This window comes from Pseudoxanthomonas sp. G3 (assembly GCF_057654715.1).
The window spans coordinates 108,512-125,061 of the sequence record NZ_CM172805.1 but is presented as its reverse complement, the minus strand read 5'-3'; the positions used below and the strand labels follow the sequence as shown (position 1 = coordinate 125,061).

The window sequence follows — 16,550 nt, the reverse complement described above, 5'->3', positions numbered from 1 at the left end:
TCCAACCGCTGACATGACTCGATCCCCAACCAGCCCTGTCGTCAGGGGCGTGATGGCCTTGGAACTGGCGGCCGGCAGCCTGCCGCAGCGCGCGGCACTGCCCGCCACGGACGCGAGCGCATTGGCGGAAAAGCTGGGCCGCGACCTGGCCACGCTTGCGCCCAAAGTCCGTAAACTGGACCTGGTCCTGGCGGCGGCGCATTTCGATCCTGCGGAAGCACTGCGGCCCGGCTGGTCGCTGCACCAGCGGCTGCACGAGCTGCACCAGCGTGCGCCGGGACTCAGTGAGGGCGCCCGGCTCATCGCGTTCGGCGCCGACGATACCGGTGACATCCCGATGCCGTTGCAAGCGGACGACGGCCTGCGCGGCGGCCTGTTGCGGGTGGTGCCGTTCCTGCTCAGCGGCGACGACCATACGGTCGAGGCCGTGGGCGAACGGTTGGAGAGCGTGCTGCTCGAAACCGGCATGGCCCAGGCCGATACCGCGCTGCTCGCGCAGAGCGCGTTCGGTGCGCAGATCGAGCACGCCCGCTACATGACGCTGCACGACCTCGCCGCGATGACGGCCATGCAGTACGAGCACGGTGGCCTGGGTGCGCTGTGGCCGGTGATCGAAACCGCCCTGATGGCGCCGGCCGACGAACAGTGGCTGGATGCGCCGCCGGAACCGCTGTTGCGGTACGCGCGGGGCGAGGTGCACATCGCCCTGTTCGAACCGATGGCCTGGCGGGCGCGCTATGCGCCGCAGGACGCCACCGACGAGCGGCTCGAGCGCGCCTACCAGCACTTCCAGGCGCGGCAGCAGCAGATCGCCGCCGTGCTCGAGGCCCATGGCATCCCGGTCACGTTCGCGCACTGCCCCGGCAAGGCCGACGCCAGGCAAACGCTGCAGTCGTAGCGTGCGCCATGCGCACGACCACGAGAAACACACATCGTTCGGTCGGGTGCGTGGCGCACGCTACGGTCTTGGGTGTTACTGGGTGACCTTGATGATGCCGCACGCCACGCGCGCGCCCGCGTTGCCGGCGGGTTGGCTGGCGTAGTCGTCCGCAGCCGCGTGCACGATCAGCGCGCGCCCGGCCACGTCGTTGATCGCACCGCCGCCCAGGGTGACGCCTTCCAGGTGCACGTTGATCTTCGCTACGCCTTCGGCATCGGCGCTGAGGTTGTTCATGTCGCCGGCATGGTGCGCGCCGCTGCCGGCCTTGCCGTGCGCGGCGTTGAACGGATTGAAGTGGGGACCTGCGCTGCTCGCGTCGGCGGCGCTGCAATCACCCTTCTCGTGGATGTGGAACGCGTGCGTGCTGTTGGCCGGCAGGCCGCCGACTTCGCCGGTCAGGTGCAGGCCCTTGCCCATCGGTACCAGGGTGACGCTGCCACTGACGCGGCTGGCGGACGCGGAAGCCAACACGGCGATGGCCTGCTTGGCGGTGCTGGTGGTGGGGATGTTTGGCGCCGAGGCGGTGGGCGTGGACGGCGTGGTGCTGCACGCGGCGAGCGCGAGGGCCGACGCGGCGGCCAGCAGGGCGATGCGCATGGGAATCTCCGGTGAAGGTCGTGGCCGACTAACGTAACGGCCGCTTCCTTCACGTTCAATGAAAGCGGACCGGCGCTATCCGCGTTTGCGGCCCGGCCCCAGTTTGCGCGTCACCGTGTTGCGACCCACGCCCAGCTTCACCGCCGCTTCCGCACGACGGCCGTGGGTCAGTTCCAGCGCGACTTCCAGCAGCGTGCGATCGAGGCGTTCACGCGCCTCGGCGTGCAGCGCTTCCGCGCCTTCCAGCAGGCGACGGCGCGCCCACTCGGCGAGGGCGTGGTCCCACTCGCCCCGCCCGCCGCCCACGACCGGCGCATGCGTCAGCGCGCCCTGCAGGTCGGTGGTGTTGATGACATCGGCCGGCGCCAGCGCGGCCAGGCGCCAGCACACGTTCTCGAGTTCTCGCACGTTGCCGGGCCAGTCGTGGGCCTGTAGCAGGTCGAGTGCGGCGTTGGCGAAGCGCTTGGGCGCGATATCGAGCTTGCGCGTGGCCATCGCCAGGAAATTCTCGGCCAGCTGCGGCACGTCGGCGCGACGCTCGCGCAGCGGCGGCAGTTGCAGGCGGACCACGTTGAGGCGATGCAGCAGGTCGGCGCGAAAGCGGCCTTCCGCGACCAGGCCGTCGAGGTCCTGGTGGGTCGCCGCGATCACGCGCACGTCGACGCGGATCAGCTCGCGACCGCCGACGCGGAAGAACTCGCCTTCGGCCAGCACGCGCAACAGGCGCGTCTGCAGCGGCAGAGGCATGTCGCCGATCTCGTCGAGGAAGAGCGTGCCGCCATCGGCCTGCTCGAAGCGACCGATGTGGCGCTTCTGCGCGCCGGTGAAGGCCCCGGCTTCATGGCCGAACAATTCGCTTTCCAGCAACTCCGCCGGAATCGCGGCGGTGTTGAGCGCGACGAAGGGTTTGCGCGACCGCGGCGATTCGTGGTGAAGCGCATGCGCCACCAGTTCCTTGCCGGTGCCGGTCTCGCCGGTGATCAGCACCGACAACGGCGCCTGCGCCAGGCGCCCGATCGCGCGGAACAGCGCGCGCATCGCCGGCGTATCGCCGATCAGCTGCGGCGTGGCCGACACCGCTTCGCCTTCCTGCGCATCGGCGTCGGCAACCTCGCCCACGTCCGGCAGGGTGCGGGCGGCCAGGGCGACCGCGTCGTCCAGATCGAACGGCTTGGACAGGAACTCATGCGCGCCGCCGCGAAACGCACCGGCCGTGCTCGCCACGTCGGTATACGCCGACATCACGATCACCGGCAGCTGCGGGTGCGTGGCCTTCAGCTTGTCGAGCAGCACCAGCCCGTCGTCGCCGGGCATGCGCACGTCGGTGAACAGCAGGTCCGGCGCGCCGCGTGCGCCCAGCGCATGCAGCGCGGCGGCGGCGCTGTCGAAGCCGTCCACGGAATAACCTGCATCGCGCAGCGCGGTGGCCAGTACGAAGCGCACGGAGCGGTCGTCGTCCACCACCCAGATGCGGCGCGCATCGGCAGTGGCGGCGGCCGCCAGTCGGTCAGTGGACATGACGTTCCTCGTCGGTGTCGTGCAGCGATTGCGGCAGCATCAGGGTGAAGACCGTATGACCGGGGCGGGAGCGGTAGGTCAGCGTGGCGCGATGTTCACGGGCGACCTGCTGGGACAGGGCCAGGCCCAGTCCGCTGCCTTCGGCACGGCCGCTCACCAGCGGGAGGAACAGGTGTTCGGCCAGTTCCTCCGGCACGCCGCGGCCGTCGTCGACGATCTCCACCCGCAGCGCCATCGCGTGCAGGTGATCGTGGATGCGCGAACCGTGTTCGACACGGGTGCGCAGGATGATGTTGGCCGCGCCCGCCTGGAGGGCGTTGCGGACCAGGTTCCAGACCGCCTGGGTCAGTCGGTCGGCGTCGCCGTCGAGCTCGGGCAGGCTGGGGTCATAGTCGCGTTGCAGGCGCACCGACCAGCCGCCCTCGTTCTCGGCCAGCCGCAGCACGCGTTCCAGCACGGCGTGGATGTTGAGCGGCGCGTGCGGTCGCTGGGGCACCGGCGAGAGCAGCTGTTCGAGCAGGCTGTTGAGGCGGTTGATCTCGGATTCGATCAGGCTGATCAGCTCGCGCTCGTCGTCGTTGTCCTCGCGCTGCACGGCGCGACGTGCCAGCAGCTGGGCGGCGCCCTTCAGGCCCGCCAGCGGGTTGCGCAGCTCATGGGCCAGGCCCTTCAGCGCGGCACTGAGGGCATTCGGCAGCGCCTGGGTCGGGTCCATGGCCGGGAATTCGTCCACCGGATGGGCCTCCAGCAGCCAGCCGCCGCCATCCAGCCGGGACAGCCAGCCTTCGGCGAAGCGGGGCGACTCGCCCGGCATGCCCAGCGCCAGCCGGTGCAGGCGCAGGACGTCACGGTCGGTGTTGTCCAGGAAGCGCGCCATGGCGTCGCCTTCGATCTCCAGAGCCGCCAGGGGTTGTCCCAACAGGCGGCGGGTGCTGACGCCCAGCCAGCGGGCGAAGGCAGGGTTCACGCCGCGGATCCGGCCGTCGGCATCCGCCCAGGCCACCGGCGTACTGAGGGCGTCGGTGGTGGGTTCGAATCGCATGCGGAAAACATCCGGGGACGGCATTGCACCAGTTTAGTGCAAAGCCATCCCCGGCAACGGTCAGGCCTCGTAGGCCGATTCGCCGTGGGACGTGATGTCCAGGCCCTCACGCTCGGCCTCTTCCGGCACCCGCAGGCCCACCGTGAACTTCACGATCAGGTAGGACAGCAGTGCCACCACGCCGGACAGCACGACGGTGATCAGCACGCCCTGCGCCTGGATCCAGACCTGGGAGCCGATCGAATACTCGGCCACGGCGGTCTCGGTGACGTAGTCCCAGATGCCCGCGCCGCCCAGCGAAGGCGCCGCGAACACGCCGGTCAGCAGCGCGCCGGTTATGCCGCCCACGCCGTGCACGCCGAACACATCCAGGCTGTCGTCCGCGCCCAGCAGCTTCTTCAGGCCGCTGACGCCCCACAGGCACAGCACGCCCGCGATCGCACCGATGGCCAGTGCGCCGTTCAGGCCCACCAGGCCAGCAGCCGGGGTGATGGCGACCAGGCCGGCCACCGCACCCGACGCCGCACCCAGCAGCGAGGGCTTGCCCTTGGTGATCCACTCCACCAGCAACCAGGCCACCACCGCCGCGGCCGTGGCCAGGAAGGTGTTGACGAAGGCGATCGCGGCGACGCCGCCGGCTTCCAGCGCCGAACCGGCGTTGAAGCCGAACCAGCCCACCCACAGGATCGACGCGCCGACCATCGTCAGCGTGAGGTTGTGCGGCTTGATCGCCTCGCGGCCATAGCCGGTGCGCTTGCCGATCACGTAGGCGCCCACCAGGCCTGCGATGGCGGCGTTGATGTGCACGACGGTGCCGCCGGCGAAATCCAGCGCGCCCTTGGCCCACAGGTAGCCGGACTTGGCCAGCACGCCGTCCACCGCATCGGTGCTGGTGAACGCATCGGGGCCGGGGAAGAACCACACCATGTGCGCCATCGGCAGGTACGCGAAGGTGAACCACAGCACGGTGAACAGCATCACGCCGGCGAACTTCACGCGCTCGGCGAACGCACCGACGATCAGCGCACAGGTGATGCACGCGAACGCACCCTGGAACACGAAGAACGCCAGTTCCGGGATGTAGACGCCCTTGGTGAACGTCGCACCGATCGAGGACGCATCCAGGCCCGCGGCGAACAACCGATCGGTGCCGCCGATGAAGGCATTGCCCTCGGTGAAGGCGAAGCTGTAGCCGTACAGCGCCCACAGCACCGCGACCAGCGAGAACACGGCCAGGTTCTGGATCAGGATGGACAGCACGTTCTTCGAACGCACCAGGCCGCCGTAGAACAGCGCCAGGCCAGGCAGCGTCATGAAGATCACCAGTGCCGCAGACACCAGCACCCACACGGTGTCGGGCTTGCTGATGGTCGGGGCAGGCGCTTCCTCGGCGGCGGCTTCTTCGGCGGGCGCTTCAGGCGGAGCCGCAGCGGCCTCCGCAGGCGCGGCCGCTTCGACCGGTGCAGGCGCGGCGTCGGCCGCAGCGGCGGCATCGGCAGCGGGGGCTTCGGTTGCGGGGACGGCGGTGTCCTGCGCGGCAAAGGCCGTCGAGGCCACGCCAACCGTCATCAGGCCGCACAGCGCGGCCAGGCACAACATCTGGGCACGGGTCTTCCACCCGGAGAACAGTCGAGTCTTCATAAGGGCTCCGAGTGTTAGAGCGCGTCCGCGCCGACTTCGCCGGTGCGGATGCGGATGACCTGGTCGATGGTGGTGACGAAGATCTTGCCGTCGCCGATCTTGCCGGTGCCGGCGGCCTGCTGGATCGCCTCGATGACGGCATCCAGTCGCTCGTCGGTGACGACGGTTTCGATCTTGATCTTCGGCAGGAAATCGACGACGTACTCGGCGCCGCGGTACAGCTCGGTGTGGCCCTTCTGCCGGCCGAAGCCCTTGACTTCGGTCACGGTGATGCCGGACACGCCCGCTTGCGACAAGGACTCTCGGACCTCGTCGAGCTTGAACGGCCGGATGATGGCGGTGATCAGTTTCATGCGCATACCCCGATGGTGGATGGAACCGGCCGACCGGAGCCGGCCGGCGGTTTCAAAGCACCCGTGCGCGCGACCCCCTGGCGGCGTGCACGTCGTCGGTGCGGAGTGATGCATGAACCGCACCCGTGCCCGCCGCGATCACATGCGACGGAAACGGATGACGTGGGAGGGAGCTGCGGTTCATGGACCTCTCCTGTGTTTCCCCAAGTACAGCGTTGGTGCGATCTCCAGGAATCGAAGACGGGTGTTGCCCCGGTTCCCCAACCGGGCGGACGCAGCGCGGCGCGTTGCGTCCGGTAAGGTGCGGCGATGGCGACGGGTGGGAGGGGAGATCCGTCGCCATCGCCGCGATAACTCAGTGCCCGCCCGCCGCGCCGCCGAGGACCGATGCACGGTCCCCGGCGAACTGGGCGATGACGGCATGCGCGTGCATCAGTTGGCGTAATACAGCTGGTATTCCAGCGGGTGCGTGGCCGCGCGGAACTTGGTCACTTCCTGCATCTTCAGCGCGATGTAGGCATCGATGAAGTCGTCCGACATCACGCCGCCGGCCTTCAGGAAGTCGCGGTCCTTGTCCAGCGCTTCCAGCGCCTGGTCCAGGCTGGAGCAGACCTGCGGGATGTTCTTCTCTTCTTCCGGCGGCAGGTCGTACAGGTCTTTGTCGCTCGGCGCGCCCGGGTCGATCTGGTTCTTGATGCCGTCCAGGCCGGCCATCATCAGCGCGGTGAAGGTCAGGTAGCCGGACTGCAGCGGATCGGGGAAGCGGATCTCGATGCGGCGCGCCTTCGGGTTGGCCACCCACGGGATGCGGCACGAGGCCGACCGGTTGCGCGCCGAGTACGCCAGCATCACCGGCGCTTCGAAGCCCGGCACCAGGCGCTTGTAGCTGTTGGTGCCGGAGTTGGAGAACGCGTTGATCGCCTTGGCGTGCTTGAAGATGCCGCCGATGTACCACAGCGCCAGCTGCGACAGGCCGCCGTAGCCGTCACCGGTGAACAGGTTGGTGCCGCCCTTGGCCAGCGACTGGTGCACGTGCATGCCGCTGCCGTTGTCGCCGACGATGGGCTTGGGCATGAAGGTGGCGGTCTTGCCGTTGCGGTGGGCCACGTTGCGGACCACGTACTTCATGCGCTGCAGTTCGTCGGCCTTCTGCACCAGCGTGTTGAACTTGGCGCCGATCTCGCACTGGCCGGCGGTGGCGACTTCGTGGTGGTGCACTTCGACTTCGATGCCGACCTGCTCCAGCGTCTTGCAGATCTCGGCACGCAGGTCGTGCAGCGAATCGGTCGGCGGCACCGGGAAGTAGCCGCCCTTGATGCCCGGACGGTAGCCGCTGTTGGCGCCGTCGTAGCTCTTGCCGCTGTTCCAGGCGCCTTCTTCGGAGTTGATCTTGAAGAACGCGTGGCCCATCTCGTTGGCGAACTGCACCGAGTCGAAGATGAAGAATTCGGGTTCCGGGCCGAAGAAGGCGACGTCGGCGATGCCGCTGGCCTTAAGGTGCGCTTCGGCGCGCTTGGCGATGCCGCGCGGGTCGCGCGAATAACCCTGCATGGTGGCCGGGTCCAGGATGTCGCAGATCAGCACCAGGGTCGGATCGGCGTAGAACGGATCCAGATAGGCGCTGCTCGGGTCGGGCAGCAGGACCATGTCGGACTCGTTGATGCCCTTCCAGCCCGAGATCGACGAGCCGTCGAACATCTTGCCGTCCTCGAACAGCGAAGCGTCGACGATGCTGACCGGGAAGGTGACGTGCTGTTCAACACCGCGCATGTCGACAAAGCGCAGGTCGACGAACTCGACCTTGTTGTCCTTGATCAGCTTTTCAACATTCTCCACAGACATCTCGGAACCTCGGGTTGGATAAGGATGTGCCGATGTACAGCAATCCCCATGCCAACCCGGAAACCGTCTCAAGCCATTGATTTCAAAGGACTAGATCGACGCTCTTTTCACGCCAAAGCCCCGCTTTGGTGCCCAATTTCCAGCTCATGCACTAAAACGGTGCAATAGCCTTTCCACTATCCTCTCCGCTTTCCGCCGTGCTCTGCGCCCATGACCGACCTGCTCGCCGCGCTGCTGCTCGGCATCCTCGAAGGCCTCACCGAATTTCTTCCCATCTCCAGCACGGGCCATCTGCTGATCGCCCAGCAGTGGCTGGGCCACCGCTCGGATTTCTTCAATATCGTTATCCAGGCGGGCGCGATCCTGGCCACCACACTGGTGTTCCGGCGCCGGATCTGGGAACTGGCCACCGGCTGGCGCAACGCCGAAACCCGCGACTACGCGCTGAAACTGGCCGCGGCCTTCCTGGTCACCGCGCTCGTCGGACTGCCGGTACGCCTGGCGGGCTGGGAGCTGCCGGAGACCGTCACCCCGATCGCCTGGGCTCTGATCCTGGGCGGCGTGTGGATGCTGGTGGCCGAGCATTTCGCCGAGAAGCGCGGCGACGTGGCGGCCATCACCTGGAAGGTGGCGGTGCTGGTCGGTCTGGCCCAGGTCGTGGCCGGCGTCTTCCCCGGCACCTCGCGCTCGGCCGCGGCGATCTTCATGGCGATGCTCGCCGGCACCAGCCGACGCTCGTCGGCGGCGGAGTTCGTGTTCCTCGTGGGCATCCCCACCATGTTCGCGGCCAGCGGTTATGCCTTCCTCGAACTGGTGAAGGACAACGCCCTGGGCAGCGAGAACTGGGGCGAGGTCGCCGTGGCCTTCGCGGCGGCGACGGCCACCGGCTTCGTGGTGGTGAAGTGGCTGCTGGGCTTCATCAAGGCGCACCGGTTCACCGGCTTCGCGATCTATCGCATCGTGCTGGGCGCGTTGCTGCTCCTGCTGATGCCGGCCGGGAGCTGAGCGCCCTTCACCCCGTTCCAACCGACCGCGCGTTTGCATAGGCCACCCCTGGAGATGACGCCATGAAACGACTGCTGCTGCTCGCCCTGCCCCTCGCCCTGGCCGGCTGCCCCAAGCCTGCCGATGACGCCGCGGCACCCACTGCGGCGCCGGTTGCCGCCCCCACGACCACGGCCCCTGTCGCAGACACTGCGCTGCTGCCGAAGTACCACTGGCGCCTCACCGCCGCGACCGATGCCCAAGGCCAGCGCCTCGATGCGCTGCTGGTGCAGCCCGACAAGCCCGTTACCCTGGATTTCCGCGACGGTCGGCTGGGCGTTTCCAACACCTGCAACCGCATGGGCGGCAGTTACACGCTGGCGGGTAGCTCGCTGACCGCCGGACCCCTCATGTCGACGAAGCGGGCCTGCGTCGAGCCTGCACTGATGGCCCTGGACGACGAGGTGGGCAAGCGGCTGGAAGGCACGCTGACACTGGCGACGGCAGCCGGCGATGCGCCCACGCTGACACTCACCACCGCCGCCGGCGACACGCTCACCTTCTCCGGCGAACCCACCGCGGAAACCCGCTACGGCGGCCCGGGCGAACGCGTGTTCCTGGAAGTGGCGTCGGAAACGAAGCCGTGCAGCCACCCGCTGATTCCGGACAAACAGTGCCTGCAGGTCCGCGAGATCCAGTACGACGGCAAGGGCCTGAAGGTCGGCACGCCCGGCGAGTTCCAGAACTTCTACGACCGCATCGAGGGGTACACCCACGAACCGGGCGTCCGCAACGTGCTGCGCGTGGACCGCTACACGGTGAAGGACCCGCCGGCCGATGCGTCCAACCGCGCCTACGTGCTCGACATGGTCGTGGAATCGGCCAACGAGAAGGAGTGAGCGCTTCGGTCGTGGCGCGTCGCCGGTATAGTGGCGCGCCACCGCCGCTTTCGCATCGTTGATGAAATCTTTCGCACGGAACGCGCCGTCCCATCCCTGGATCGCCGCCATGCTGCTGGCGGCCTCCTCCTTGCTGATGTGGTGGCCTGCACTGGACACCCCATTCTGGGGAGACGATTACGGGTTCCTGCACGCAGCGCATGCCACGAACGCCACTGGGGCGGCATGGTGGTCCGACTTCTGGCCGGCTTCGCCGCCGCGGTTCTGGCGACCCCTCTCGCAAGAAGGCTACTGGCGCTGGGTCGATGTCGCGCTCGGCGGCAATGCCCATGCCGCGCATGTGGTGAGCCTGGTGCTGCATGGATTGGCCAGCCTGGGCGTGGCGCTGCTCGGATCCTGCGTCGCGCGCGCATGCGGCTGGCCGCACGCGGGACGCATCGCCGCACTCGCAGGTTCTGTATATGCAGCCTTGGGGCTGCACCTGCTGCCGGTCCATTGGGCCTCGGCCGCCAACAACGCCATGTTGACCTTGTTCACCACGTTGCTGTTGGCTGCGTGGGTGAGTGCACCAGGGAGAGCCCGCGGCCTCCGCACCTTCCTGCTCTCGTTGATGCCGCTGTTGCTGGCGCTGGCCTTGCTCAGCAAGGAATCTGCGGCCCTGACACCGGCGCTGATGGTGGTCATGGCCGCATTCTGCGGCACGCGCCGGCCGAACCGCGACCAGATCGCGGCATGGTGCGCATGCGTCATCGTCGTGGCAGTGTGGTTGGTGCTGCGCGCACGGTTCACCGCCAACACCGACAAGGCCTACGACCTGACCCTCGGCAGCAACGTGATCCGCAATGCGGCTTCGCTCCTCGCGTGGCTGCTGAATGTGCCGCGCGAAGCGCTGCGTATGGCCGTGTTCGGTGAGCGGATGCCGGGGCTGGTCTGGGTCGCGGCCACCTCGCTGCCCATGCTCGCGGCGTGGAGCATCGCCGCTTGGCGCGGGCGCGCGCTGCTCACACCGCTGCAATGGAGCTGCGTGCCCGTCTTCGCCGTGCTGGCCTATGGCCCCTACTTCCTTTTCGCCTGGAACAGCTACGAGTACTACGCCGCGATCGCGGTGATCCTGCCGGTCATCGCGCTCGCGCGGAGCATCGCCGCCGATGGCATCGCGCTCGTGGTCGTCGCGCTGATCGCGCTGTCTTCATGGATCGCCGTGGAAGGCACCCGCCGCCTCGATCACCCCGGACTGATCGGACGGGCCCGCTGGGCGGAGGCGACGCTGCAGACGCTGGAGAAGCAGCCGGTGCCGGCCATGCCCCTGCACGTCAGCGTGACGGACGAACAGCGGTTCTACGCCATCGGTGGGTGGGGACTGGCGTGGCGCCTCGGCATTCCGGTGCAGGACATCAGCGTCGCACGCGAATGCCCTTCCATGGGAACCTGCCTCATCATCGATGACCAGGGCCGCGCGCGCTGGCGTGAAGCCCCCTGACGCGGGATCACGCGAACGCGCAAGCGGCTTCGACCTTCTCTTGATTCAACCGCGCAGCGACGAGTTCAACGTGTATGTGCCATGCACTGCGGCCTCAGCCAGCACATGGCCCTGCATCGCGCGTTCGACATCGGACGCCGTGAAACGCGCCGGCACGTCGAGCGAAGCCACATCCAGCGCGAACAGCCGGAAGAAGTAGCGGTGAACGCGCAGATCGTTGAACGGCGGATACGGACCGTCGTAGCCTAGGTAATCCCCGCCCATCTGCCCGTCGCCGGCGAACCAGCCGGTGTAGTCGTTCAGGCCCTGTCGCGCGCCAGCGGGGCCCGCCGGTTGCGCCTTGCCGCGCGCAGTGACGCCGTCGCTGCAGCTGCCTGCCGCGATCTCGCGCACATCGGGTGCGATGTCGACCATCGCCCAGTGGATGAAATGCGCGCGCGGTTGTTCGACCGGGATCTGCAGGTCGTCGCGACCGACCGTCTCGGGCACGGTCGGCACATCCGGATCGATGCAGAGCAGGGCGAAGGACGCGGTGCCCTCCGGCACGCAGTCCCACGCCAGGTGCGGATTGCGGTTGGGCGCGAAGCCGTCGGGCTGACCCATCGCGAACTCGGCCGGAATCGGACGGGTGTTTTCGAAACTGTCGCTCCAGATACGCATGCGCGGCTCCTGTGGGAGGGGTGGATCAGGCTTCGGGATATCCCAGGCGCACCGCGACCGGGGTGAGCATGGCGAACGGCCCGGCAAGCGCATCGGCGTACTTGCGCCAGTGGCCCGCTTCGAAACCTTCACTGCCGGGTTCCTGCGGAGGGGCCAAGCGCAGGCCACCGAGCGCCCGTCCCAGCACATCGGCAATCTCGGTCGGCGACCGCTCGATGCCGTCGAGGCGAACGACCGTCGCCGGGTACAGGTCCTGCTCCAGGATCGTCGCGACATGGTCCAGCACGGCGGCCAGCCACGCCGCCGCCGCATCCACCGACGTGATCGCATACATCGCCGGCGATCCGAACGCCAACCACTCCAGCAGCATGTCGCGAGGATCCCGCAACACCACCAGCAGGCGTCCTTCCGGCAGATGCGGGCGCAGGTCATGCAGTAGCGCGTTGTCCCACCAGACCAGCCAGTCGATCACATTGCCATCCGGAATCCCGCGCGCCGCCAGGCTGGCGCGCCAACCCGCGACCAGGCCGTTGCCCGGCTGCGTACCGCCAGCCAACTCCTGCACGGTGGCGTAGCGTTGCAAGCCGTCGCGCGGCGCACGCTGAGACAGACGATCACCACGCAGCGGGGCACCACTGGCGAAGAACACGGATGCGACGCGTTCCACCCCGGACCCCGGCGCGCCCCACAGGAGCAGCGGCCTCGACGGTGTTTCAGGAGTAATGGCGCCGCGCGCCGGCCATGCCTGCTGTGCAGCGCTCGGGGTATGCGGCGGCAGGTTGATCGCCAAATAGCCTTGCGCGCGCGTCACCCAGTTGCTCACGGCTTCAGCGCGCAACCCCGCGCGATCCTGCGCCAGCGCCAGCCATCCCAGCAGTGTCTGCCGAATTTCGTCCTGCTGCGCCTGCTGCAGCAGGTCCTGGACATGCGCCACGGCCGCTGCGGGGTCACGCGCGACCAGCGCGTTAACCCTGCGTGCCTGTGCGTCGCTATGACCCGGCACAAAGTCCAGGATGCGGTCCGCGACCGCGTCGGCCTCCTCGGTGCGCCCGGCATGGGCCAGCGCGGCCATATGTGCCTCAAGAGCCTGCACCGATTCCGGCGCCACGTGCACCCAACGTGCCGCCAGCGCGAGTGCGGCATCGCCGCCCAAGTCTTCCAGCGCCAAGCGCGCCAGCCAGAGGTCGGCCGTTCGCGGATGCAGGGCAAGGCATGCTTCGAGCAGCGCACGCCCCCGCTCCTGTTGGTCCTGCGCATGCCACAGTTGCAGCAGGGCGGACAGTGTGGCGCGGTCGTGGGCGCCGTTGCCCACGGCGTCTTCCAGCAACGGCTGCGCTTGCTCGAGCTGCCCTGCCCGCAGGCGCAGGTGGCCAGCCAAACGCTTCAGGCCCGGCGTAGCGCGCGTTGCGTCGGTGAACAGCGCGCCCAAGGCATCAGCGGCTTCATCGAAGCGGCCCTGACGACCGAGCAGATCCGCAATCAAGCCCCACAGGCTGGAGGCAGCGGGATTCTTTTCGACGATGGCGCGGAACGCCTGTTCTGCGAAAGCCAGATGGCCTTTGGCCATGTAGATGAAGCCCAACACGTAGCGCAACTGCGCATCCTCGGGTGCCGCCTCGATGGCCTGCGATACACGTTTGAGCGCAGTGTCCGCCTGGCCCCGCTGCAGTGCGACCATGCCTTCCACGACCGCAAGCTGCGGATGATTGGGCACCACGCGCTCGGCCAGGCGGTTCAACCGCTCGGCCTCGTCGAGGTCGCCGCGCGTCAACGCCAGCTGGGCCTGCGATAGATAGGCGCCGAACTGGTTGGGGTCCAGCCCGCTTGCCGTCGCCAGCGACGCTTGCGCCTCGTCCGTTCGGCGGCTGCCCACCAGCACGCCGGCGCGAGCCAGGTGAAGCTCGGCGTTCTCGGGCGAGAGGGCGATGGCCTGATCGATACTCGCCAGCGCCTCATCGACCTGACCGTTCTGAAGTTGGGCGGCAGACAGCCAGCGCAGCGCCTGAGGGTCGTCCGGACGCTCGGCCACCAGGGCTTCGGCAGCGGTCAGGGCATCGGCCACGGCGCCGCGGCGCAAGGCTTCGAGGATCGGGTCGTACATGGGACTACCAGCGTTCGGGCAAACGCCGATTGTAGCGGGGGTTACCGCCCTAGGCGGTGCTGCCGGCCAGCCGCTCGGCCACCCACCGCTCGGCGTAGCCATCGCCCGCGACGTTCTCGATGAAGGCGCAGTGCCCGCCCCAGGGCGCGATCTCCAGCGTCGCCTGGGCCGGCAACGCCCAGCCGCGGAAGGTGTCGAACGGGATGACCGGGTCGTCCTCGGCCATCAGGATATGCGCGGGCACGGACAGCCCGGCCAGGCGATCGCCGCCGATCGCGTAGCCATCGAAATAGGCGTCCAGCGTGCCGAACGCGGTATGCCGCTGGACCAGCCAGTCGGTCAGCGCGCGGATGTCGAGCGCCAGCACCGTGTCGTCGAAATCGTGGCGCTGCGGGAACAGATGGCGCTTGCGCTCCAGCGAACGCCGCCACTTGCGCGCGAAGTACCAGTCGTAGAGGGGCAGCCCGTTCTCGATACGGTCCATCGTGGTCGCCGGATCCAGCAACGGGCAGACCGCCGCCACGTGCGCCAGCGCCAGCCCGGCCTGTGGCGCACGCAAGGCCAGGCGCAGCGCGAAGTTGCCGCCCAGCGAATAGCCGGCCACCCGCATCGGCACGCCGCCAGCGAACCGCCGCGACACATCCACGGCCGCATGCACCACTTCATCGAGGCGGTTGGAGTGGAACAGGTCTTCGTTGAGGTGGTGGGTGTCACCGTGGTCGCGGAAATTCAGCCGGAACACGTCGAACCCACGCTTCAGCAACTGCGCGGCCGTGAGGCGCATGTAGCTGGAATCGGCACTGCCTTCCCAACCATGCAGCAGCAGCACCAGGCCACGGGGCTCGCGGCCGGGCATCTGGCTGAGGAAGCCTTGGAGCCTGACGCCATCGCCGCCGTCCACGATGTGCTCGGCGGTCACCGCGCCACTGATGGCCAGCGCACGCAGGCCGCGGCGGCGGCGCAGGGCGCTGGAGCCCAGCACCGATTGCAGGTGCGGATTGCGGAGCCAGCGCGGCGGGCGGTAGTCGGCGGCAGTGATCATGGGGTCATCGCGGCAGCGTCGGACCGAGCATGGCACCGCAGGACCGAGTATTCCTTCGATTCCGTCGGAAACCGGCCCATGGCATGGGTCAGGCGGCCGCCATGGCCTGCACGATCCGCTCGCGCGACAGGTCGGCGATGCGCCGGCGCCCGTCCACGTCCGCGATGCGGATCGGTTCGAGGAAGCAGATGTCCGCGGTCCGCGCCGGCTCGCCGAGCAGGCGCAGGAAATTGGCGAAGAAGCTTTCCTTAGGCCCGAACGCCACCACCGGCTGCGCGCTGCCGTGGGCGCCGTACCGCAACGCGACCGGCTGCACCGGCACGCCGGCTTCAACCGCAGCGAGGAAGATGCGGGCATGGAACGGGCCGACCTCGCGGCCGTCGCGCGTACGCCCCTCGGGGAACACGCCGACCGAACGCCCCTCGCGCAACCGCTGCATCATCGCCTGCAGCACGCCACCCAGCGATTCCTGGCTGCCGCGCTGGTGGAAGATGGTCTGGCCCTGCGCCGCCAGCCAGCCCACCACGGGCCAGCCGCGGATCTCGTGCTTGGCGACGAACCCCATCATGCGCTGGCTGTGCAGCGCCTCGATGTCGATCCAGCTCACGTGGTTGGCCACGAACATCGTCGGACCCGTCAGCGGCGTGCCGACCCGGCGCAGCCGGAAGCCGAAGATCCGCATCAGGCCGCTCGACCACCGGCGCACCGCGACGTCGCCCACGTTCTCCTCGCCCACGCGGATCCAGACCAGCAGCGGCGACAGGCACAGCAGGGTGATCGGCAGGAAGACCAGCAGGTGGACCAGCAACAGCGGCACGCGGTAGAGGTAGCGGAACGCCCGCGCCACGCCGCTGCCGCCGGCAACATGAACAGGGGGCGGCGTCATGCGTGCAAGATAGCAGGAGTGAGGGGGGGAGGGGCAGGAGTGAGCGCAGAGGAGTGAGGAGTGAGGAGTGAGCGAAGGCACAAGCGCCGGCCTCGCTCACTCCTCACTCCTCCGCGCTCCCCACTAGCTTCTCGGTACGACCGCCAACGTCAGGCGGGACACGCAGACCAGCTTGCTCTCGTCGTTTTCGATGCGGATCTCCCACAGCTGCGTGCTGCGACCCACATGCAGCGCGCGCGCCGTGCCGGTGACCACGCCGCCGCGCATCGCGCGCACGTGGTTGGCGTTGATCTCCAGGCCCACGACCGTCTCCTTCGTCGTGTCCACGCACAGGTTGCCGGCCATGCTGCCCAACGTCTCAGCCAACGCCACCGAAGCCCCGCCATGCAGGATGCCGAAGGGCTGCACGGTGCGCGCGTCCACCGGCATGGTGCCGCGCAACCAGTCGTCGCCGGCCGCGGTCATGACGATGCCCAGGTGAGAGACCAGCGTGTTCGCGGCGAAGGCGTTGAGGGCGGCGAGGTCGACGGGGGCGCGGAAAGCCATAGCGAGTCCTGGGAAGCGA

The 16,550-nt window shown here is 68.4% G+C and carries 15 protein-coding genes; 4 read left to right on the top strand and 11 right to left on the bottom strand.

Going from position 1 to position 16,550, the window contains the following annotated elements:
* Positions 1 to 13: 13 nt before the first annotated feature.
* Positions 14 to 898, top strand: coding sequence for a hypothetical protein (locus AC23D6_RS00605; protein WP_487750926.1), 885 nt, complete (start codon positions 14 to 16; stop codon positions 896 to 898).
* A 75-nt stretch (positions 899 to 973) separates the two neighbouring features.
* Here AC23D6_RS00605 and AC23D6_RS00600 read toward each other — a convergent pair whose 3' ends face one another.
* The 6 genes from AC23D6_RS00600 to glnA all read right to left on the bottom strand — a co-directional run bounded on the left by AC23D6_RS00600 (position 974) and on the right by glnA (position 7,933).
* The gene (locus AC23D6_RS00600) at positions 974 to 1,543 is read right to left on the bottom strand and encodes a superoxide dismutase family protein (protein WP_487752534.1); all 570 of its coding nucleotides are present in this window, start codon (positions 1,541 to 1,543) and stop codon (positions 974 to 976) included.
* Between the two features lie 69 nt (positions 1,544 to 1,612).
* The gene (ntrC, locus tag AC23D6_RS00595) at positions 1,613 to 3,055 is read right to left on the bottom strand and encodes a nitrogen regulation protein NR(I) (protein ID WP_487750925.1); all 1,443 of its coding nucleotides are present in this window, start codon (positions 3,053 to 3,055) and stop codon (positions 1,613 to 1,615) included.
* Positions 3,045 to 4,097: a two-component system sensor histidine kinase NtrB gene (locus tag AC23D6_RS00590; protein WP_487750924.1), complete on the bottom strand. Its 1,053-nt coding sequence runs from the start codon at positions 4,095 to 4,097 to the stop codon at positions 3,045 to 3,047. Before AC23D6_RS00590 ends, ntrC begins: the two co-directional genes overlap by 11 nt.
* Before the next feature lie 60 nt (positions 4,098 to 4,157).
* Positions 4,158 to 5,738 carry an ammonium transporter gene (locus AC23D6_RS00585; protein WP_487750923.1) on the bottom strand — a complete coding sequence of 527 codons (1,581 nt, stop codon included), beginning with the start codon at positions 5,736 to 5,738 and terminating at the stop codon, positions 4,158 to 4,160.
* Positions 5,739 to 5,752: 14 nt separating this feature from the next.
* The gene (locus AC23D6_RS00580; RefSeq protein WP_056880236.1) at positions 5,753 to 6,091 is read right to left on the bottom strand and encodes a P-II family nitrogen regulator; all 339 of its coding nucleotides are present in this window, start codon (positions 6,089 to 6,091) and stop codon (positions 5,753 to 5,755) included.
* A 432-nt stretch (positions 6,092 to 6,523) separates the two neighbouring features.
* Positions 6,524 to 7,933 (bottom strand): type I glutamate--ammonia ligase, encoded by a 1,410-nt coding sequence (gene glnA / locus AC23D6_RS00575; protein WP_487750922.1) that lies wholly within the window; start codon positions 7,931 to 7,933, stop codon positions 6,524 to 6,526.
* A gap of 210 nt (positions 7,934 to 8,143) precedes the next feature.
* Between glnA and AC23D6_RS00570 the strand changes: the two genes are divergently transcribed.
* The 3 genes from AC23D6_RS00570 (at position 8,144) to AC23D6_RS00560 (ending at position 11,296) form a co-directional block, all read left to right on the top strand.
* A complete protein-coding gene (locus tag AC23D6_RS00570; RefSeq protein ID WP_487750921.1) occupies positions 8,144 to 8,938 on the top strand; it encodes an undecaprenyl-diphosphate phosphatase in 795 nt (264 codons plus the stop codon).
* A gap of 62 nt (positions 8,939 to 9,000) precedes the next feature.
* A complete protein-coding gene (locus tag AC23D6_RS00565; protein ID WP_487750920.1) occupies positions 9,001 to 9,816 on the top strand; it encodes a DUF4377 domain-containing protein in 816 nt (271 codons plus the stop codon).
* A 61-nt stretch (positions 9,817 to 9,877) separates the two neighbouring features.
* A complete protein-coding gene (locus AC23D6_RS00560) occupies positions 9,878 to 11,296 on the top strand; it encodes a hypothetical protein (protein ID WP_487750919.1) in 1,419 nt (472 codons plus the stop codon).
* A gap of 45 nt (positions 11,297 to 11,341) precedes the next feature.
* Here AC23D6_RS00560 and AC23D6_RS00555 read toward each other — a convergent pair whose 3' ends face one another.
* The 5 genes from AC23D6_RS00555 to AC23D6_RS00535 form a co-directional block, all read right to left on the bottom strand.
* Positions 11,342 to 11,956, bottom strand: a complete 615-nt coding sequence (locus AC23D6_RS00555) for a YbhB/YbcL family Raf kinase inhibitor-like protein (RefSeq protein WP_487750918.1) — start codon at positions 11,954 to 11,956, stop codon at positions 11,342 to 11,344.
* A 25-nt stretch (positions 11,957 to 11,981) separates the two neighbouring features.
* Positions 11,982 to 14,057, bottom strand: a complete 2,076-nt coding sequence (locus AC23D6_RS00550; RefSeq protein WP_487750917.1) for a tetratricopeptide repeat protein — start codon at positions 14,055 to 14,057, stop codon at positions 11,982 to 11,984.
* Between the two features lie 49 nt (positions 14,058 to 14,106).
* Entirely contained in the window at positions 14,107 to 15,096 is a 990-nt protein-coding gene (locus AC23D6_RS00545) for a YheT family hydrolase (protein ID WP_487752533.1), read from the bottom strand.
* Positions 15,097 to 15,187: 91 nt separating this feature from the next.
* Positions 15,188 to 15,985, bottom strand: coding sequence for a lysophospholipid acyltransferase family protein (locus AC23D6_RS00540; RefSeq protein WP_487750916.1), 798 nt, complete (start codon positions 15,983 to 15,985; stop codon positions 15,188 to 15,190).
* Positions 15,986 to 16,108: 123 nt separating this feature from the next.
* Entirely contained in the window at positions 16,109 to 16,531 is a 423-nt protein-coding gene (locus AC23D6_RS00535; protein ID WP_487750915.1) for a hotdog fold thioesterase, read from the bottom strand.
* Positions 16,532 to 16,550 lie beyond the last annotated feature (19 nt).